An 18,776-nucleotide genomic window follows, 5' to 3' on the forward strand; every position below is an offset into this window, starting at 1 on the left:
TCACAAGCAGCGCCACCGGCACACACCAACCACACAAAACGTGCAGCCAGCACAACACAGGCACGCAACCAATCCACAAACAAAAGTACATTGGCACACTATCGAGTTCTCAAACAACACACGCACACCGGACCAACCAGTCAAACACAACCAATCAGTGCTCGGTAGCGGAAAACAACGTTACACACAAGGTAAACAAAAGTCAAAGTCGAGGAAAACCTCAACCAAACTCAAGCAACCAAGTCCGCAACACTGTGAAATTATCTCGTTCCCTCCGAGCGACTCACTCGCTCTCGGCAACGAGGAAATACTTAACCACGAACAACACAAACACGCAAACCCCCAGCACACAACAGGTTTTTGGGCAAACGAAAACCGCCAACAGCTCGCTTACACGAAAACTGTTGGCGGTTAGTAGCGGTGAGGAGCTATCCCACCTTCTTGGCACCGGCGAAGTTCTTCTTCCCGCGGCGGAGGACCAGCCACGCGCCGTGCAACAAGTCGTCACTTCCGGGCTTCCATTCCTCGGATGCCACCCGCTCGTTGTTCACGTAGATGCCACCCTCCTTGATCGAGCGACGGGCAGCGCCCTTCGAATCGGCAAGGCCTGCGCCAATGAGCAGGTCAACAATGGTGGTCTCCGCATCGCGGAACTCAAACACCTGGGTCTCCGAAACCGCGGAGGCGAGCGTCTTCTCGTCCAGGTCGGTCAGTTCCGCCCGCCCGAACAGCGCCTGCGAAGCCAGCTCAACAGCTTCGCGCGCTTCGCGGCCGTGAATGAGGTCCGTCATCTCCTGTGCAAGACGCTTTTGAGCCTCACGCTTGAACGGTCGCTCCTCCACCTCAACCGCAAGGCGATCGAGTTCTTCCTGGTCCAGGAACGTAAACCAGCGCAGGTAGCGGATCACGTCGGCATCAGCGGTGTTCACAAAGTATTGGTACCACTTGTACGGGCTGGTCATCTCGGGATCGAGCCACAGCGAGCCGCCACCAGTGGACTTGCCAAACTTCTTGCCCTCGGAGTCGGTGACCAGCGGCACCGTCAGCGCGTGCACCTGCTCGCCGTCCATGCGACGGTTCAAGTCCACACCAGCGACAAGGTTGCCCCACTGGTCACCTCCACCAACCTGCAACACGCAGTCGTGGTTGCGGCGAAGCTGCACGTAGTCATTCGCCTGCAGCAGCATGTAGGAAAACTCGGTGTACGAGATGCCGTCGTTTTCCAGGCGGCGCTTCACCGTGTCGCGGCCAAGCATCGTGGACAGGGAGAAATGCTTGCCCACGTCGCGGAGGAAGTCGATGACCGACATGTCCTTCGTCCAGTCGTTGTTGTTCACCAACAACGCGCCGTTCTCGCCCTCAAAGGAGACGAACCGCTTGAGCTGACCGCTGATACGTCCAGCCCAATCCGCAACTGTGTCGGAGGAGTTCATGGTCCGCTCCCCTACGTCGCGGGGATCACCAATCATGCCGGTGGCGCCGCCCGCCAGCACGATCGGTCGGTGCCCAGCCTCCTGGAAGCGCCGCAGCATGAGCAACGGCACCAGGTGGCCGGCATGCAGCGACGGGCCAGTCGGGTCGAAGCCGCAGTACAAGCTGATCGGCGATTCCGTCGCGGCGCGCAGTGCGTCCAGGTCGGTGGACTGGTTGATCAGTCCGCGCCATTCGAGTTCTTCAACAATGTTTGTGCTCATCGGTGTCCTTCGCGCGTGGAAAAGCGCAGTTGTCTCGGGTAGTTGAATTCAGCTGCTGGGGTGAGGTCTTAGGCTGCGGGATAGGGCTCGGCTTCGTCGATAAGCAGCACCGGGATCCCGTCGTCGATGCGATACGCGATGTTGAGGCGCTCGTTGACCAGCAGCTGTTCGTCTTCCTTGTATGTCAGTGGGCCCTTGTCCTTCGGGCAGGCCAGGACGTCAAGGAGTTTCGGATCGAGACTCATGGGGTTCATCCTACTTGTACGGGCTCGTCCCCGACGTGTCGGGATCGGAGGGAGGGTCAACGGCGGCGTCGTCAAGCGAAACGGGCCCCTGCAGCGCCTCCTTGAGGTACGAAGCCTGCGAATCCAGGGCGCGGAGGTTGTTGTCCAGGATGCCGTGCTTGACGCGGTCGACCGCGTCGTACATCGTACGCAGCGAATCGATGCAGCGCATCGACGCCTCGCGCCCCCGGTACTGGGGCGCCTTGAGGTAGGTGTCGACAACCTCGGGGAGGTAGACCTTTGACACGTTGTACACGGTCTGCTGGTGCTCAGGAGTCGGCGTCAGGCTCTCCCACTGCGAGAGCACGAAGCGGGTGACCGACTGCAGCTTCATCGCCTCGTTGTACACCGGCGGTGGCACGTTCGCGCGGTGCAGTTTGGCCAGGTTTTCCTTGATTGACTCATCAATCATCGACTCGGTCGAAGTCGTCTCAGCCGCCGGGAGCGCCTTTTGGCTATTCGACGGCGTGAGCAACGCGCCCGCCCCGTACGCGACTCCGGCGGCGACCGCCCAGGGAATCACTCCGAGCGCCCCCACCAGGCCGAAGACGGCGAACGCCCCGGTGGTGACCGCGGCCGCGATCATGCCAACCTGGTTTTTCGGCGAGGCGAAATAGTCCCATTTACTGGTAGCCACGGATCTCCTTAAACGTCTCGGCCAAGTCGCCGTTCTGGGCGTCGAATACCTTACCGCCGGTGAGCTGAGCCAACTGCTCCATCTCGCCCCGGTTCGCTTCACCGTACAGGATCACAAAGACCGGGATACCAGACCATTCGGGGTGCTGCCCGTAATCCGCAACGAACTGATCGTAGAACGGTTCGGCGGTCGCCTGCCCGTCGGACAGGAGCACGACCGTGGGAGTCCGGGTCTTCTCGTTCTGGTCCTGCGTCGACTCGCTCTTCGCCTTCGCCGCAGCTTGCTGGGTAAGCACCTGCTCAAGCGCGGCGTAGGTCGCGGTGTACCCGCCCGGCTCGAGGTTGTTCACAAAGGCGTCAAGGTTTTCGCGGGACGCGGGGTCCGCATCAGCAATGACACTTGAGGCGCCTTCCTCCAGTGCATCATTGAACGGCAGGAGCTCGACGTCTTCCCTGTCGCGGAAGGAGACATCACCGGTCGACGTGGCAGCAGTGCCGCCGATAAGCTCGTGCATGATTCGCTTCAGCGACGCCAGGCGCTCGCCCTCCATCGAGCCGGAGGTGTCCAGCAGGAATGTCGATTGGCCGGGCATGCGGAACTCGCCGTTGTACTTGTCCAGCAGCTGCGTCGTGACGTTCTCCGTGGCCGGGAACGGCAGCTCGATCGGCGTGTGCCGCGCGAGCTCAGCGGGCAGAGTATCGACGCCCTGCACCGGGCGCCGGTACGTATCCGCCACCTCTTGCTGGTGTTCCTGGAACCAATCCGCGAGCTCACGGACCGCCTCGCCCGAGCCCGTATTCTGCGGGTGCTTGAGAGCACTGAGCGGGTAGTCCGCGGTGATGGTTCCGTCGGCGGGGACCACCACCTCGATGTCCTGCCCTGCCTTCTTCAACTGGAAGAGCGTCGACTCGTAGTTGAAGATCGCGTCCGCCTTCGTCGGATCCTGCGCGAACGTGTCCGCGAGCCAGCCGGAGGACCCAGACGAAACCGTCTGGGAGGAGAAGAACGTTTGCAGTTGCGGGGCGACCCGGTTGATGTCCTCCTCCGTCAGCGCGAGCCCGGTATCGGCCAGCGCCGTCGCGGCAGAGACCACCGTGGAAAAGCCGGAGTTCGACGCCGTGGGGTCGGTCATTCCGAAGGACAGCTCGCCGGCATCGGCGGCCGCAACGAGGTCGTCCCAGGTCGGCGGGTTGTCAACCCAGCCCTTCTGTTGCGCCAGATCGCTGCGAACTCCTAGCGCGATCGGGGAATTGGCCAACGGGTACTGGTCCGCCAGCGCGTCAGAGGCGCCGATCAGGTCCGCGTAGCGGTTGGTGGCAAACCAAGTGGCGTCGTACGTGCCGTCGTACCCGCCGTCCTTCAGGCCCTGTGAGTTCTCCAGGGTGCCGCCGTCGTAGCTCACGCTGATGTCCATTCCTAGGTCATCAGCCGCCTGCTGGATCAGCGGTTCAAGATCCTTCAGCTCGGTCGCAGCGAGAATGTGCAGCGATGCATCACCACTCCCACCGGACCCACCCGATCCTCCCAGGCCACCGGATTCACCGCCGAGGTTCATGCAGCCGGCGGTGGCAGTCACCATGAACAGCGCGGAAAGAACGGCAAGTAGTTTCTTCATAGGGTGGCCTCCTCATTGACTGGTGGTTGTCCGCTGTAGCGTTGCCCGACGGCGTCGAGAAGCTGCTCGAGGCGATCGAAGGTCGGCGGGTCGACACTGTTGACGTAGTCGGACGGCGCGGGCAGTCCGTGCGCTTGGAGCTCGTCCGCGAGCGAGCCGCTCTCAGCCGGGCGAAAACCGTGCTTCGCAGCGAGTCGCTGCAATTCCGGATCAGTACTCAGCAGGCGGCCGAGCTCCTTTCCCTTGTCCGAGATGCCGACGATGCCGTGGTTTGCCACCACGGTCGGCTCGAGGCGCAGGAGGACCATGTCGTCGCGAACGCGCGAGTTGTCCTTCATCTGCTCGCCAAGGAACTGGGCCTCGTAGACCAGGACCAGCGGCGTCGAGCCCATGCCCTGGCTCAGGTAGTCGCGGAAGGGCGCGGAAGAAGACGATTCCGAGTACCCCTGCCCCACGAAGAACGGCGAAATCTTGTCCACCAGTTCCTCGGTGCTCATCCCCGGTTTTTCCTGGTCAAACTGCCAGGTCAGCAGCGAGAGGTACATGGCAGCGGAGTTTGAGGTGCGAATGTCCGTCGTGCTCACCTGCACCTGGCGCGGGGACGGGAAAGTGTCGCCGAGGTCGCGCCACCGCTTCCCGCTTTCCGCGAGCTTGACGTACGCGCCCATGTCAAAGGCGTAGCCGTCGCCCGTGTTGCGCACCACGCCCTCCTGCTCGAGCAGGTTCACGATCGGCTGCCAGGAGGCGATGGCCATCGGGGTAAAAAATGGGTAGTCCACCGAGTAGCTGCCGCCCTGGCTCTTCACCTTTTGGGCTGCCGGTCCGGACGACGGGAAGACAAAGTCCTGCTTGTCCAGGTCAGTGTTCGTCGCGATTTGGCGCGAGCCCGCGGTGGAAAACTTCACGGTGTAGCCGAGCTCCGCGAGCCGGCTTTTCACTTCCGGGTCCTCGAAGTAGTCGCGCTTCTCCGAGCCGATGATGCCCTCTACGGTGGTGGTTCCGGCGCCACCACCTTCGCCGCCTCCGAAGTTCAGCCAGCGTATCGCGTTGTTCTCGCCGCGGGCATCGCTCAGCGCAAGCCCGATCATCACAATGAGCACAACCGCGATGATGATCGAGACTATTGCAGAGAAAGACCGCTTCCCTCCGTTGGTGTCGCTCATGCACTCAGCATAAGGGCTGCGCGGTTGTGGCGCAGGTCATTGCGCCAATGCCGAGGTTACGCGCCGCGCACCGGCGCCTCCGCCCACGCGCGGAATGCCGCGTTCGCCTCGGAAACGCGCTGCCGCTGCTCGTCCACGCGCACCTTGGCGGTACCGCCGCGGGTATCGCGGGATGCCACGGCCCCGTCGATCGTGAGGACTTCACGGACCTCGGGGGTCAGTCGCTTATCGACGCCCACCAGCTCCTCATCCGTCAAATCGATGAGGTCCACACCACGCTCCTCGGCGATGCGCACACACGCGCCCGACGCCTCGTGCGCTTCGCGGAACGGCACGCCCTGGCGCACCATCCACTCCGCGAGGTCCGTCGCCAGCGTGAAGCCGGCGGGCGCGAGCTCGCGCATGCGGTCCTCGTGGAATACGAGCGTGGAGACGAGCCCGGTCATCGCGGGCAGCAACACCCGCAGCTGGTTGACCGAATCGATCACCGGCTCCTTGTCCTCCTGCAGGTCGCGGTTGTACGCCAACGGCATCGCTTTCAGCGTGGCGAGCAGGCCGGTCAGGTTGCCCAGAAGACGGCCCGTCTTGCCGCGAGCCAGCTCCGGCACGTCCGGGTTCTTCTTCTGCGGCATGATCGAGGACCCGGTGGACCAGGCGTCGTCAAGCGTGATGTAGCCGAACTCAGGGGTCGACCACGCGATGAGCTCCTCGGACAGCCGCGAAATGTCCACGGCGATCTGGGTGAGCACGTAGGCGGTCTCCGCCGCGAAGTCGCGCGAGGCAGTGCCGTCCAGCGAGTTGTCGCATGCGGAGTCGAAACCGAGCTCGGTCGCAATCGCTTCAGGGTCCAGGTGCAGCGACGAGCCCGCCAGCGCGCCCGAGCCGTAAGGCGAGACAGCGAGACGCTTGTCCGCGTCCTGGATCCGCTCGAGATCGCGCAGCAGCGGCTGCGCGTGCGCCAGCAGCGAGTGCGCAAGCAGGATCGGCTGCGCCGCCTGGAAGTGGGTCTTGCCCGGCATGATCGCGTCCGGGTGCGCGGCGGCCTGGTCGACGAGCGCATCGATGAGCGCGCTGACCTCGACGGCCACGCCGCGCAGCGCGTCACGGCACCACATGCGGAACATCGCGGCGACCTGGTCGTTGCGGGAACGGCCGGCGCGCAGCCGTCCGCCCACCTCGGGGCCGACCCGCTCGATCAGTCCGCGCTCCATGGCGCCGTGGACGTCCTCGTCCGTCGGAGCCGGGACGAAGGAGCCGGCCGCCACGTCGCGCCCGAGCTGGTCGAGACCGTCGAGCATGGTGTGCAGGTCAGCGTCGGAAAGCAGCCCTGCCTTGTTGAGCACCTTCGCGTGCGCCTTGGACGCGAGCACGTCGTAGGGTGCGAGGACCCAGTCAAAGTGGGTGGACACGGAGAGCGCGAACATCGCTTCCGAGGGGCCGCCGGAGAAGCGGCCGCCCCACAGCGCGCCTTCGTTGGTCTTGTGCTGTTCCATGGCTACTTTTCCTGCTTCTCCTGGGCGCCGGCCTCGCGGTCGCGCTTGTTGGCAATCTGGGATGACAGGCCGTGCAGGCGCACGAAGCCCTTGGCCAGGGTCTGGTCGAAGGTATCGCCGGTGTCGTAGGTGGCCAGGTTGAAGTCGTAGAGGGAGTGGTTGGAGCGGCGGCCGTTGACGGTCGCCTTGCCCGCGTGCAGCTCCATGCGGATGTCGCCGGTGACGTGCTCCTGGGTGGAGTCGATGAAGGCGTCGAGCGAGCGCTTCAGCGGGCCGAACCAAAGGCCGTCGTAGACCTCCTCGGACCAGCGGGCGTCGATAAGGCGCTTGTAGCGCGCAAGCTCACGCTCAACGGTGACGTCTTCAAGCGCCTTGTGCGCGGTGATCAGCGCAACCGCGCCCGGTGCCTCGTAGACCTCGCGGGACTTGATGCCCACCAGGCGGTCCTCGACCATGTCCAGGCGGCCGATGCCCTGCGCGCCGGCGCGACGGTTGAGCTCCTCGATGGCCTCGAGCACGGTGACCTTACGGCCGTCGATAGCAACGGGCTTGCCGCCCTCGAAGGAGATGATGACCTCGTCCGGCGCGTTGCCCATCGCCGGATCCTCGGTGTATGCGTAGAGATCCTTTGTCGGCGGGTTCCACAGGTCCTCGAGGAAGCCGGTCTCGACGGCGCGGCCCCACACGTTCTGGTCGATGGAGAACGGTGACGCGGCGGACTGCTCGATCGGCAGGTCCTTGCCCTCGGCGTACTCGATTGCCTTATCGCGCGTCCAGGCGAAGTCGCGAGCCGGGGCCACGATCTCCAGGTCGGGGTCTTGGTTGAGGAAACCGACCTCGAAGCGGACCTGGTCGTTGCCCTTGCCCGTGCAGCCGTGGGCGACGTGGGTGCCGCCGTGCTCCTGGGCGGCCTTGACCAGGTGCTTGACAATCAGCGGGCGCGAAATCGCGGAGACCAGCGGGTACTCGCCTTGGTACATGCCGTTCGCCTTGATGGTGGGCAGGCAGTAGTCCTCAGCGAACTCGTCCTTCGCGTCAACGACGATGGACTCGACGGCACCGCAATCCAGGGCGCGCTGGCGGACGGACTCCATGTCCTCGCCGCCCTGGCCCAGGTCGAGGGCGACTGCGACGACGTCGGCATCAAGCATTTCGCCCAGGTAGGAAATGGCGACGGAGGTGTCCAGACCGCCGGAGTATGCGAGTACGACGCGATTGCTCATGAGAAGTAGCTCCTTCAATAATGTTCGAGGTTGTTCAAGTTGTGACACACCCGGTTACTGAGGTTACCCGGGGATGTGCGTTTCCTGTGACCCGCTGCTGCGGAACACGCTATTCGTTGGCGGGGTGCGCGTGGCCGAAGATCTTTTCGCCCAGTTCCTTGCCGCTGAGCGGCTCCCGAGCCAGGACAAAGATCGTGTCGTCGCCCGCGATGCAGCCCACGACTTCGTCGAGGCCGACGCGGTCGATGTAGCTGGCCAAGTACTGCGCGGCGCCGGGAGGCGTGCGCAAGACCGTGGTGTTGCCGGTGTAGTCCACCGAGACGACGAGCTCCTCGATCATGCGGCGCAGCTTGTCCCGCGGCCCGGTCTGCACGACGGAGAGCGACCCCGTGTCAGAGGTCACCGTGTAATACGCACGGCCGCCCCCAAGGGGACGGATCTTTTTCGCCCCAAGCTCGTCCAGGTCGCGCGACAGCGTCGCCTGGGTGATGTCGATGCCGTCGGCCTGCAAGAATTCGGAGAGTTGCGCCTGCGAAGACACCCGTGTGCTCCCGATGATCTCAAGGATGCGGGCCTGTCGCGCCGTGCGCGATACGGGTTGGGTCATACCTGGTGTTCCTCCTCGTCTTGGTGTTCCATGAGCCACGCCAGCAATGCCTTCTGGGCGTGCAGCCGGTTTTCCGCCTCGTCGAACACGCGCGATTGCGCGCCGTCGATCACCTCCGCCGTGACCTCGTTGCCGCGGTACGCAGGTAAGCAGTGCAAGAATACGGCATCCTCCGACGCGCGTGCCATGACCTCCGCGTTGACCTGGTAGGGCAAAAACGGGGTCCGACGATCCAACCCGTCGTCCTCCATGCCCATGGACACCCACGTGTCGGTGATGACCACGTCCACGCCGTCCACCGCGGCCAGGTCGGTGCCCACCGTGACCGTCGCGCCGGTCTGTTCGGCGCGCTCGCGCGCCCGCTGCACAAACTGCTCCTTAGGCTGGAACCCCTCTGGCGCGACGATGGCAATGTCCACACCCGCGGTGGCGAACCCGAGCATGTAGGAATTCGCCATATTGTTATCGCCGTCGCCCAGGTACGCGGCGCGCAGCCCCTTGAGGCGGCCGAAGTTTTCCTGAATAGTCTGCAGGTCCGCGAGGATCTGGCAGGGGTGCAGGTCATCCGACAGCGCGTTGACCAGCGGGACCGTCGCGGTCTCGGCCATCGCGTGGAAGTTGTCATGCGCGTAGGTGCGCCACACGATCGCGTCAACGAACCGCGACAGCACCGCCGCCGTGTCCTGCAGCGTCTCCCCCTTCCCCATCTGGGAGTTGGACGTGTCCGTGATGATCGCATTCCCTCCCATCTGGTGGATGCCCACGTCGAAGGAGAAGCGGGTCCGTGTGGACGTCTTGTCAAAGAGCACGGCCACAGACTTCGGCCCCTCGAGCGGGCGCTTCGCATACGGGTCGCGCTTCATCTCGGCGGCGAGCGCAAGCACCTCGGCCTGCTCGTCCGGCGTCAGATCGTCATCAGCCAAAAAGTGCCTGGTCATGAGTCGTTCCTTTCGTTCTCGGTGGCGTCGGCAAGCGCGAGCGCGATGCGCTCAACGGCCGCATCAATCTCATTGTCCGTGATGATGAGGGGCGGCGTAAGTCGCACCACGCTTGTCGACGGAGCGTTCACAATCACTCCCCGCTCCAGCCCCTTCGCCACCACGTCCTTGGCCACGGGCCGGTCGAGCACCACCCCGAGCATAAGGCCGCGGCCGCGCACCTCCTGCACGCCGTCCAACGCCGCGACCGACGCAGCGAGCTTCTCCCCCTTGCGGCGCACCTCCGCGAGGAAGGCGTCATCAATAGTGTCCAGCACCGCGTTCGCCGCAGCGCAGGCGACGGGGTTGCCGCCAAAGGTCGTGCCGTGCGAGCCCGGGGTGAACAGCTCCGCGGCCTTCCCGCGCGCCAGGACCGCGCCGATGGGCAGGCCGGCGCCGAGCCCCTTCGCCATGGTCACCACGTCCGGGACGATGCCTTCGTGCTGGAACGCAAAGAAGTCTCCGGTGCGTCCGATGCCGGTCTGGACTTCGTCGATAAGCATGAGCGCCCCGGACTCGTCGCACAGTTGGCGGACCTGGGTGAGGAAATGCTCGGGCGCGGGGATGACGCCGGTTTCGCCCTGGACCGGCTCGAGGATGATCGCCGCGGTGTCACCCGGGTTTGCGGCCACGAGTTTGCGCAGGTAGTCGGTGTCGCCGTAGGGGTAGAACTCCACGCCGGAGGGCAGGGGCTCGAACGGCGCGCGCTTCTCGGGCTGGCCGGTAAGCGCGAGCGAACCCATCGTGCGGCCGTGGAAACCGTTCACCGCGGCGAGGACGCGCGAGCGCCCAGTCAAGCGAGCAAGCTTGAACGCAGCCTCGTTCGCCTCGCCGCCCGAGTTGCAGAAGAACAGTCGCGCAGCATCGTCGCCACACCGCGCCTTGAGCTTCTGTGCGGCCTGCACCACCGGCTCGGAGGCGAAGAGGTTGGAGACGTGGCCCAGCTTGCCAATCTGTTCGGTGACGGCGTCGATCACCGCCGGGTGGGCGTGGCCCAAGGAGTTGACCGCGATGCCGGCCAACATGTCGATGAACTCGGCGCCCTGCGGGCTAAAGACCCGCGCGCCCTCGCCGTGGGCGAGCTCCACGGGCGGCGTGCCGTAGGTGTTCATGAGCGTGTCGCCCCAGGCCGCGAGCGCTGGTTGCGTGGAGTGCGTCTGCTCGGTCATGCGTTTTCATCCTTCCTGAACACAGTGGTGGCCGTGCCCTCCGGGTAGTTGTTCACGTCAAAAGCATCCGGGAACACCATGGTGCCGATACCGCCCTCGGTGAGCAGCTCCAGCAGCACGGAGTGGGCAATACGGCCGTCAATCACGTGGGCAGCGCGCACTCCCCCTTTCACCGCCGTCAGGCAGGCCCCCATCTTGGGGATCATGCCGGAATCCAGGTCTGGCATCATGCGCTCGAGCTCCCCGACTTGGATCTTGGACAGGAGCGAGTCTTTGTCCGGCCAGTCGGTGTAGAGGCCCTCCACGTTGGTGAGTACAACCAGGCGCTCCGCGCCGATCGCCTTGGCCAGCGCGCCGGCTGCCTCGTCGGCGTTGATGTTGTACACGTCGCCGCCCTCACCTGGCGCGATGCCGGAGACGACGGGGATCCGGCCAGCCTCAATGATGTCCATCACTGCAGAGGGGTTCACGTCCGTGATCGTGCCGACCAGACCGATGTCGGTGGGGTGCCCGTCGACGTCGACAAGCCTGCGCTCCGCGGTAAACAGCCCGGCATCCTCGCCGGAGGTCCCCACCGCGTAGGGGCCGTGCGAGTTGATCTTGCCCAGCAGGTCGCGGCCGACTTGGCCGAACAGGACCATGCGGACCACGTCGAGGATCTCCGGCGTGGTAACGCGAAAGCCCCCAACAAACTTTCCGCCATCGAGGCCCAGCCGCTTGAGCATCGCCGAAATCTGCGGCCCGCCGCCGTGCACGACAACGGGTTTAGCGCCAACCGTGCGCAGAAACACCATGTCCGCGGCGAACGCGGCCTTCAGCTGCTCATCAATCATGGCGTTGCCGCCGTACTTGACCACGACGATCTTGTCACGGAAGTGCTGCAGCCACGGGAGGGCCTCCGCGAGGACGTGTGCGCGGTCCTCGCTGCTGAGATTCTTCAGGGGTTTCAGCGGCTGCGCCGGAGTTGGTTCGCTCATTGCCTCGGTGCCCTTCCTGCTAGGAGCTGTACGCGGAGTTGATCTCCACGTAGTCATGTGACAGGTCGGTGGTGTGGACCGTCGCGGTGCCCGGGCCCCCGGTCCCCAGGTCCACGCGGACGTCGATGTCCACGCCGGAGAGGTCGACGCCGCGCGCGCCGGGCGTTCCGGTGGAGCGCTCGCACACCGGCTGCCCGTTGAAGTACACGGAGATGTTCTCGGGGTCCATCGCTGCGTCCGCCATGCCGACCGCCGCGAGGGTGCGGCCCCAGTTCGGGTCGGAGCCGAACATGGCGCACTTGAACAGGCTGTCGCGGCCCAGCGTGCGGGCGGCGTTGAGTGCGTCGTCATCGCTCGCGGTGCCGGTCACCGTGATGTTGACGCGCTTGGTCACGCCTTCGGCATCGGCCTGCATCTGGCGCGCCAGCGAATCGCACACCGCGTGGATCGCGCGATCTAGCTCGTCCTGGCTCGGGGTGACCCCGCTCGCTCCGTTTGCCATCACGATGACCGTGTCGTTGGTGGAGGTCGATCCGTCAATATCGACGGTGTCAAACGTCACCTTCGTCGCCTTGCGCAGCGCGGCGTCCAGCGCCTGGGGTGTCGCGGCGGCGTCGGTAGTAATGCACACCAGCATCGTGGCGAGCGAGGGCGCCATCATGCCCACGCCCTTGCCCATCGCCCCGACCGTCCAGCCTTCGCCGCGGTAGCCAGCCTCTTTCCGCACAAGGTCCGTCGTCAAAATCGCGTCAGCCGCCGCTTCGCCCTGCGCCTCGTCGTCGCCGAGCAGGGGCAGCAGCTTTTCGACGCCACCACGCACCTTCCCCATGTCCAGCAGCTCCCCAATCAGCCCGGTCGAGCACACGGCCACCTCCGAGGGCTCGACACCGAGCGCCGCTGCGGCGAGCGCTTGGGATTCGCGCGCGTCCGCGTCGCCCTGCGCGCCGTTGCACGCGTTTGCGTTCCCGGAGTTGTACAGCACCACGCGCAGCGCACCGTCTGCCAACGCCGCCTGCGAAAGCTTGACCGGCGACGCTTTCACGCGATTGCGCGTAAATACCGCGGCCGCGGCGTCATTCGGGCCGTCGTTGACCACGAGTGCCATGTCCGACTTCCCCGACGGCTTGATGCCCGCCGCAGTCGCCGCAGCGCGGAACCCCTGGGGGGCGGTCACACTCAGTCGGGGCGCTTCGGCGGTGCCGTGGGTACTCGGTGAGGGGTTTGGGGTTTCCATGGTGTCTCGCTTTCTGTGAAAAGCTCGCCGCGCGGGTGGCGTTGTAGGGATGATCTTCCAGGTGTGCCTGGGCTAGGGGGCGACGCCCTGTCGTGGCAGGCCGGCCGTCTCGTCCAGTCCGAGGGCGAGGTTCATGCACTGCACTGCCGCGCCGCCGGTGCCCTTGGTCAGGTTGTCAATGGCGGACGTGGCGAGCAGTACTCCGGCGCCCTCGTCGACCTCAACCTGAACGTGGCACGTATTTGCACCCACGACGTGCTGCGTCTGCGGGTGCGCGCCTTCCGGGAGGACGTGCACGAACGGTTCGTCGCCGTACGCCGACTCGTACGCCGCGCGAGCGGTGGCGGCGTCGATCCCGCTGCGTAGCGGCATGGTCACGGTGGTGAGAATGCCGCGCGGGAGCGGTGCCAGGACCGGGGTGAAGCTCACGGTGACGTCCTCATCCGTGGCCTCGGCGATGTTCTGCGCGATCTCCGGGGTGTGCCGGTGCGCGCCTGCGGTCTTGTACGTCTTAAGCGAGCCCATCGTCTCTGCGCCAAGCATGGCGACGGACGCTTTCTTGCCGCCGCCCGAGACCCCGGTGATAGCCACAACGCGGAGGTTGGGTACCGCCAACCCCGCTGCAACGGCCGGGTAGGCGGCGAGGGTCGCACCCGTTGGGAAGCAGCCGGGTACGGCGACGCGGGTCGCGCCGCGCAGCTGGTCACGGTGGCCGGGCATCTCCGGAATACCGTAGGGCCAGCTGCCCGCGTGCGCGGAGCCGTAGTAGCGCTGCCACGCGCCGGCATCACGGAGACGGAAATCCGCCGCGCAATCGATCACGATCGTTGTGTCCGGCAGCTTCGCGCCTATTTCGGCTGAGAACCCGTGGGGCAGCCCGAGGAAGATGACGTCGTGCCCGCCGAGCACCTCCACAGAGGTCGGCTCGATGACCCGATCCGCCAACTGCGGCAGGTGTGGCATCAGCTCGGCGACGGGCTGCCCCGTCGTGGAGTTTCCGGTCAGTGCGCCGATAGTGAGGTCGCCCGACTCGTACAGGGGGTGGCGCAGGAGCAGGCGGAGGATTTCTCCGCCTGCGTACCCCGTCGCCCCGGCGACTGCTACGTTCAGTGTCATACAGACACCCTACGCTTTTATGCAGTCGGCTGCAAATTATTCATTCTTGGTTTAGCCACGCATCTCGGCGCCGAAGCGGGCCTTGGCCGCCTCCGCCGCCGCGAGGCGGGCCTCGGAAGCCTCGTCCTCGGTGAGCGTGCGGTCCGGTGCGCGGAACACCAGGCCAAACGCCAGGGACTTCTTGGCTTCGCCGAGCTGTTCGGAGCGGTAGACGTCGAAAAGCGTGACGCCCTCGAGCAGCTCACCTGCCCCCTCTTCGAGGACCCTGCGGACCTCCTCGGCCGGCACTGCCTCGTCGACGACGAGCGCGATGTCCTGGTGCAGCGCCGGGTAGACGGAAAGGATGGGGGCCGGGAGGACCTCCGCAAACGGCAGCGCGGAGAGGTCGAGCTCCATCGCGCACACGCGCGGCGGCAGCTCGAGCGCCTCCAAGATCTGCGGGTGGAGCTCGCCGGCGTGCCCCACGACGGTCTCGCCGACGCGCAGCTCAGCGCAGCGGCCCGGGTGCCACGGCAAGTACTCCGCAGCAGCAACCGTGAGCTCAACGCCTGCGGCGCGGGCCACAACCTGCGCCGACTCGAGCGCGTCTGCCCAGGTGTAGGCACGAGCCTGGCCGAACGGGCCTGCCTCCTCGGCGTTGCCCAGCGCGACGGTTGCCACATGCAGCGGCTGGTGCGGCACCGAATCCAGGATGCCGGAGATCGTCGCCCCGTCGGGGCGAGCTTCCACGCTGGGCAGCGGCGAGGCTTCCGCGCGCTTGAACGCCGTTTGCGCCACCGAGTACATCGCGACGTCAGCGCGACCGCGTGCCACGTTCTTCCCCACGGCCTCGAGCATCGCCGGCAGCAGCGTCGTGGCGAGCACTCCGTAGTCAGTATCCAGCGGGTTCTGCACCTTCACGGTGTTGCGACGCGGGTCGTCCTCGTCCAGGCCCCAGGTGTCGAAGGTGCTGTTTGCCATGAACGGGGTGGGGATAATCTCGGCGTAACCGGCGTAGGCCAACGCGTGCGTCACGGCGCGGCGGCGCTGCTGCGCCGGAGTCAGACCGCGGCCACCGCGCGGGGTGGGCAGGAGAGACGGGATGTCGTCCAGCCCTTCCAGGCGCACGATTTCCTCGATCAGCTCGACCGGGACGGTGAGGTCGCCGCGCCAGGTGGGCGGGGTGACAGCCAGGATGCCCTCGGCCGCCTTCTCCACGGCCTCCACGGCGCAGCCGACCTCCTCCAAGCGGCGCACGACCGTCTCCTCGGCGTACTCGACGCCGATGAGCTTGGACGGCGCGGCCACCGGCAGTTCAATGGCCTCGCGCTGCGGGACCGCGCCGACGAGGGTGCGTCCGGACGCGATCTCGCCGCCAGCGATGCTGGTCAGCAGCGCGCACGCAACGTCCAGGGCTACCTCCACGATGGCCGGGTCGACGCCACGCTCGAACCGGCGCGACGCCTCCGAGCTCAGCTTGTGGTGGCGCGCCGTCTTCGCCACCGTAAGCTCGTCCCAGTTGGCGGCCTCGAAGTACACGTTTACCGTCTCGTCCGAGATCTCAGAGGTGACGCCACCCATCACGCCCGCGAGGGACTGGATGCCTGCGTCGTCGGTGATGACTACGTCGGAGTCCAGCAGGGTGCGCTTCGTGTGGTCCAGCGTCTCAAACTCCTCGCCCGCCGACGCGTTGCGCACGTGCAGGTTGCCGGAGATCTTGTCCGCATCAAAGGCGTGCATCGGCTGGCCGAGGAGCAGCATGACGTAGTTGGTCACGTCAGTCGCCGCGTTGACGGAGCGGATGCCGGAGAGCATGAGCTCGCGCTGCATCCAGAACGGGGCCTTCGCTGCCGGGTTAATGCCCTCGACCTTGGCCAGCCCGAAGCGGCGAGCGCGGGTGGAGTCGTCCACGGTGACGTCGATAAGCGAACCCTGCGCTGCGGGGACCTGCGAGGTGTCCACGGCCGCGACCTGCGGGTCCGCGGCGGGATCGGTGAACGTGAGGTCGAACGCGGAGGCGATCTCGCGGGTCAGGCCGCGCGCGGAAAGCGCGTAGCCACGGTCTGGGGTGATGTTGACGTCAAAGATCGTGTCATCGAGCTGGAGGATCTCGCGGGCATCATCGCCCGGCTTGCCCATACCCTCGGGCAGGGTGATGATGCCGTCGCTCTTCGTGGTCATGCCGAGCTCCGCGGCGGACGCCATCATGCCGCTGGAGATATGGTCGTAGGTCTTGCGCGCGGAAATGGCAAAGCCACCCGGCAGGACCGCGCCCGGCAGCGACACTACGACGTAGTCGCCGAGCGCGAAGTTACGCGCACCGCAGATGATGCCCTGCAGCTCGCCGGTGCCGTTCGCATCTCCCACGTCAACCTGGCAGTACCGGATCGGCTTCTTAAACCCGGTGAGCTCCTCAATCTCGGCGACGCGCCCCAGCACGAGCGGGCCGGTAGTCTCCTCGATCGGCGCGTAGCCCTCCGTTTCGAAGCCGACGCGGACGAAGCCTGCGTCCAGCTCGTCGTCAGTGACGGTCCAGCCCTCGTTGCCCGCGTTGCGCAGCAGGCGGGTGATCCAGTTCTTGGAAATCAGCATTGTTGTCCTTGTCCCTTCTCTCCTATTGCCTGCTTACGCCTGCACGCCGAACGGCAGGGTGAAGCGCACGTCGCCCTCGACCATGTCGCGCATGTCCGTCAGCCCGTTGCGGAACTGCAGGGTGCGCTCCAGGCCCATGCCGAAGGCAAAGCCCTGGTACTCCTCCGGATCCACGCCGACAGCGCGCAGCACGTTCGGGTTGACCATGCCGCAGCCGCCCCACTCGATCCAACCTGCGCCGCCCTTCTTGTTTTCAAACCACACGTCCACCTCAGCGCTCGGCTCCGTGAACGGGAAGTAGTTCGTACGCATGCGGGTTCTCGCCGCCGGCCCGAACAGCGTCTTGGCCAGGTGGTCCAGGGTGCCGCGAAGGTGCGCCATGGTCAGCCCCTTATCCACGGCCAGGCCCTCAATCTGGTGGAACACCGGGGTGTGCGTGGCGTCAAGCTCGTCGGTACGGAAGACGCGACCCGGGCACGCGATGTACAGCGGAACGTCACGGTCCAGCATGGAGCGCACCTGCACCGGCGAGGTGTGCGTACGCATGACCTGCTTGGAGCCCGGCTCACCAATGTAGAAGGTGTCCTGCAGGGTGCGCGCGGGGTGATCCGGGATGAAGTTGAGCGCGTCGAAGTTAAAGTATTCCGCCTCAACCTCCGGCCCCTCGGCGATTTCCCAGCCCATGCCGACAAAAATGTCCGCAATCTGCTCGCTCAGCGTGGTGATCGGGTGCATCGCCCCGACCTGCCCACGAGTTGTCGGCAGCGTGACGTCCACCGCTTCTTCCTTGAGCTGCTGCGCACGGTATTCGGCCTCGCGCAGCTCGCGCAGCTGCGCAAAGCGCTTCTCGACGCGCGCGCGCGCCATATTCACCATCCGACCAGCGTCCTTGCGCTGGTCCTTCGGAAGGGTGCCCAGTGCCCGCCGCGCCTGCGGGATAAAGGCCTTCTCCCCCAGATGCTGTCTATGCGCCTCTTCCAGCGCCGGCAAGTCTGCCGCGTTCTCAAACGCTTCGATCGCCGCCGCGGCAGCGCTGTCTAGCGCTTCCTCGGTCAGTTGAATCTCCGGGGTCTCGGACACGCTCGTCCCTTCCACTTGTCTGGTGATATTTCAGCGCACACAAGCATACCCGGGCGCACCCGACGACCCCTGACGCGCCCCAAAGCCAAGCGAGCCACCACCACCGGCCGCAATGCCTATTCCTGGCCGAGCACCTTGGACGACTCCCACATGCACATTGCTGCAGCTGTGGCGAGGTTCAATGACTCCGCGCTTCCCTTGATTGGAATTGCTACCCGGTGGTCAGCCAGTTCCAGGATTTCGTCGGGGAGCCCGTGCGCTTCGTTGCCGAAGAGCCACGCAGTGGGTTTCGCGAGCACCTCCCCCGCTGCGTCGAGGGAGACTTCTCCGTCCATGGCGGTCGCGACTACTTGCAAGCCTTTGGCGCGCAACTGACCCAGGACGTCCTTGATGTTGCGTTCGCGGGCCACGGGGAGGTGGAACAGCGAGCCTGCGGAAGCGCGCACAACCTTGGAAGATTCCGGGTCCACCGTCTCACCGGCGAAGATGACGGCGTTCGCGCCGGTAGCGTCAGCGATGCGGATGATGGTGCCCGCGTTGCCTGGGTCGTTCGTTTCCACGCCTACGGCGACGAACTCTGGGGTCCCGCGCAGCGCCGCTCCGACAGTCCACAGCGACGGCTTGCACACGGCGAAGAGCCCGGTGGTGTGGACCGTATCAGACATGTGCTTCGCCGCCTGATCAGTAATGGCGTGGGTGAACACGTCCATGTAGTCCGCCGTGGTGATGATTTCCGCGAACTCGTCTGCGGCACGCTCTGTGGCAAAAAGATCGGTGGCCGCGCCCGTCGCCACGGCCGCCTCCACTGAGTTTGCGCCTTCCACCAAGAAGCGGTTCGCCTTCTTTCGGGCCTGCGCCCGGTGCAGCTTCGCCGCGTTGACTACTCGGGGGGTGCGCTCAGTAAAGGGTTGCGTGAAATCAAGGCTCATGGCCTTG

Annotated in this window: 17 protein-coding genes; 1 reads left to right on the forward strand and 16 read right to left on the reverse strand. The window is 65.5% G+C overall.

Features of this window, described 5'->3' with window-relative positions; genetic code table 11:
• Positions 1-415 (forward strand): hypothetical protein (locus FPP74_RS12360; protein WP_222428221.1); only part of this gene is annotated, 415 nt, incomplete at its 5' end.
• Between the two features lie 13 nt (positions 416-428).
• Here the strand turns inward: FPP74_RS12360 and tyrS are convergent.
• From tyrS to FPP74_RS10350, 16 genes are all read right to left on the reverse strand, one after another.
• Positions 429-1,694 (reverse strand): tyrosine--tRNA ligase, encoded by a 1,266-nt coding sequence (tyrS, locus tag FPP74_RS10275; protein WP_095278856.1) that lies wholly within the window; start codon positions 1,692-1,694, stop codon positions 429-431.
• 68 nt (positions 1,695-1,762) lie between these two features.
• Entirely contained in the window at positions 1,763-1,939 is a 177-nt protein-coding gene (locus tag FPP74_RS10280; protein ID WP_095278855.1) for a Trm112 family protein, read from the reverse strand.
• A gap of 10 nt (positions 1,940-1,949) precedes the next feature.
• The gene (locus FPP74_RS10285; RefSeq protein WP_095548347.1) at positions 1,950-2,615 is read right to left on the reverse strand and encodes a hypothetical protein; all 666 of its coding nucleotides are present in this window, start codon (positions 2,613-2,615) and stop codon (positions 1,950-1,952) included.
• Entirely contained in the window at positions 2,602-4,230 is a 1,629-nt protein-coding gene (locus FPP74_RS10290) for a VWA domain-containing protein (protein WP_144718351.1), read from the reverse strand. Before FPP74_RS10290 ends, FPP74_RS10285 begins: the two co-directional genes overlap by 14 nt.
• Positions 4,227-5,393, reverse strand: a complete 1,167-nt coding sequence (locus tag FPP74_RS10295) for a hypothetical protein (RefSeq protein ID WP_144718353.1) — start codon at positions 5,391-5,393, stop codon at positions 4,227-4,229. Before FPP74_RS10295 ends, FPP74_RS10290 begins: the two co-directional genes overlap by 4 nt.
• A 56-nt stretch (positions 5,394-5,449) precedes the next feature.
• Positions 5,450-6,886 (reverse strand): argininosuccinate lyase, encoded by a 1,437-nt coding sequence (argH, locus tag FPP74_RS10300; protein ID WP_095536858.1) that lies wholly within the window; start codon positions 6,884-6,886, stop codon positions 5,450-5,452.
• Between the two features lie 2 nt (positions 6,887-6,888).
• Positions 6,889-8,109, reverse strand: coding sequence for an argininosuccinate synthase (locus FPP74_RS10305; protein ID WP_095536499.1), 1,221 nt, complete (start codon positions 8,107-8,109; stop codon positions 6,889-6,891).
• A 109-nt stretch (positions 8,110-8,218) separates the two neighbouring features.
• A complete protein-coding gene (locus FPP74_RS10310; RefSeq protein WP_095278849.1) occupies positions 8,219-8,716 on the reverse strand; it encodes an arginine repressor in 498 nt (165 codons plus the stop codon).
• Complete coding sequence (gene argF / locus FPP74_RS10315; protein ID WP_144718356.1) at positions 8,713-9,654, reverse strand: ornithine carbamoyltransferase; 942 nt, start codon at positions 9,652-9,654, stop codon at positions 8,713-8,715. The genes FPP74_RS10310 and argF overlap by 4 nt, the downstream gene beginning before the upstream one ends.
• Positions 9,651-10,862: an acetylornithine transaminase gene (locus FPP74_RS10320; protein ID WP_144718358.1), complete on the reverse strand. Its 1,212-nt coding sequence runs from the start codon at positions 10,860-10,862 to the stop codon at positions 9,651-9,653. Before FPP74_RS10320 ends, argF begins: the two co-directional genes overlap by 4 nt.
• Complete coding sequence (argB, locus tag FPP74_RS10325) at positions 10,859-11,839, reverse strand: acetylglutamate kinase (protein WP_095554349.1); 981 nt, start codon at positions 11,837-11,839, stop codon at positions 10,859-10,861. Before argB ends, FPP74_RS10320 begins: the two co-directional genes overlap by 4 nt.
• A gap of 19 nt (positions 11,840-11,858) precedes the next feature.
• On the reverse strand, positions 11,859-13,073 hold the full coding sequence (gene argJ / locus FPP74_RS10330; RefSeq protein WP_144718360.1) for a bifunctional glutamate N-acetyltransferase/amino-acid acetyltransferase ArgJ: 1,215 nt from the start codon (positions 13,071-13,073) through the stop codon (positions 11,859-11,861).
• 72 nt (positions 13,074-13,145) lie between these two features.
• Positions 13,146-14,189, reverse strand: coding sequence for an N-acetyl-gamma-glutamyl-phosphate reductase (argC, locus tag FPP74_RS10335; RefSeq protein ID WP_144718362.1), 1,044 nt, complete (start codon positions 14,187-14,189; stop codon positions 13,146-13,148).
• 51 nt (positions 14,190-14,240) lie between these two features.
• Positions 14,241-16,760, reverse strand: coding sequence for a phenylalanine--tRNA ligase subunit beta (gene pheT, locus FPP74_RS10340; protein WP_144718364.1), 2,520 nt, complete (start codon positions 16,758-16,760; stop codon positions 14,241-14,243).
• A 33-nt stretch (positions 16,761-16,793) separates the two neighbouring features.
• The gene (gene pheS / locus FPP74_RS10345; protein WP_144718366.1) at positions 16,794-17,840 is read right to left on the reverse strand and encodes a phenylalanine--tRNA ligase subunit alpha; all 1,047 of its coding nucleotides are present in this window, start codon (positions 17,838-17,840) and stop codon (positions 16,794-16,796) included.
• Between the two features lie 116 nt (positions 17,841-17,956).
• Positions 17,957-18,769: an RNA methyltransferase gene (locus tag FPP74_RS10350; protein WP_144718368.1), complete on the reverse strand. Its 813-nt coding sequence runs from the start codon at positions 18,767-18,769 to the stop codon at positions 17,957-17,959.
• Positions 18,770-18,776: the final 7 nt, after the last annotated feature.

It is taken from the genome of Corynebacterium sp. NML180780 (assembly GCF_007786415.1).
In the GTDB taxonomy this organism is placed as follows: domain Bacteria; phylum Actinomycetota; class Actinomycetes; order Mycobacteriales; family Mycobacteriaceae; genus Corynebacterium; species Corynebacterium gottingense.

Excerpts from the sequence above, each read along its gene's own strand:
- tyrS (WP_095278856.1), bottom strand. The coding sequence starts at position 1,694 with ATGAGCACAAACATTGTTGAAGAACTCGAATGGCGCGGACTGATCAAC.
- FPP74_RS10280 (WP_095278855.1), bottom strand. The coding sequence starts at position 1,939 with ATGAGTCTCGATCCGAAACTCCTTGACGTCCTGGCCTGCCCGAAGGAC.
- FPP74_RS10290 (WP_144718351.1), bottom strand. The coding sequence starts at position 4,230 with ATGAAGAAACTACTTGCCGTTCTTTCCGCGCTGTTCATGGTGACTGCC.
- FPP74_RS10295 (WP_144718353.1), bottom strand. The coding sequence starts at position 5,393 with ATGAGCGACACCAACGGAGGGAAGCGGTCTTTCTCTGCAATAGTCTCG.
- argH (WP_095536858.1), bottom strand. The coding sequence starts at position 6,886 with ATGGAACAGCACAAGACCAACGAAGGCGCGCTGTGGGGCGGCCGCTTC.
- FPP74_RS10305 (WP_095536499.1), bottom strand. The coding sequence starts at position 8,109 with ATGAGCAATCGCGTCGTACTCGCATACTCCGGCGGTCTGGACACCTCC.
- FPP74_RS10310 (WP_095278849.1), bottom strand. The coding sequence starts at position 8,716 with ATGACCCAACCCGTATCGCGCACGGCGCGACAGGCCCGCATCCTTGAG.
- argF (WP_144718356.1), bottom strand. The coding sequence starts at position 9,654 with ATGACCAGGCACTTTTTGGCTGATGACGATCTGACGCCGGACGAGCAG.
- FPP74_RS10320 (WP_144718358.1), bottom strand. The coding sequence starts at position 10,862 with ATGACCGAGCAGACGCACTCCACGCAACCAGCGCTCGCGGCCTGGGGC.
- argB (WP_095554349.1), bottom strand. The coding sequence starts at position 11,839 with ATGAGCGAACCAACTCCGGCGCAGCCGCTGAAACCCCTGAAGAATCTC.
- argJ (WP_144718360.1), bottom strand. The coding sequence starts at position 13,073 with ATGGAAACCCCAAACCCCTCACCGAGTACCCACGGCACCGCCGAAGCG.
- argC (WP_144718362.1), bottom strand. The coding sequence starts at position 14,189 with ATGACACTGAACGTAGCAGTCGCCGGGGCGACGGGGTACGCAGGCGGA.
- pheT (WP_144718364.1), bottom strand. The coding sequence starts at position 16,760 with ATGCTGATTTCCAAGAACTGGATCACCCGCCTGCTGCGCAACGCGGGC.
- FPP74_RS10350 (WP_144718368.1), bottom strand. The coding sequence starts at position 18,769 with ATGAGCCTTGATTTCACGCAACCCTTTACTGAGCGCACCCCCCGAGTA.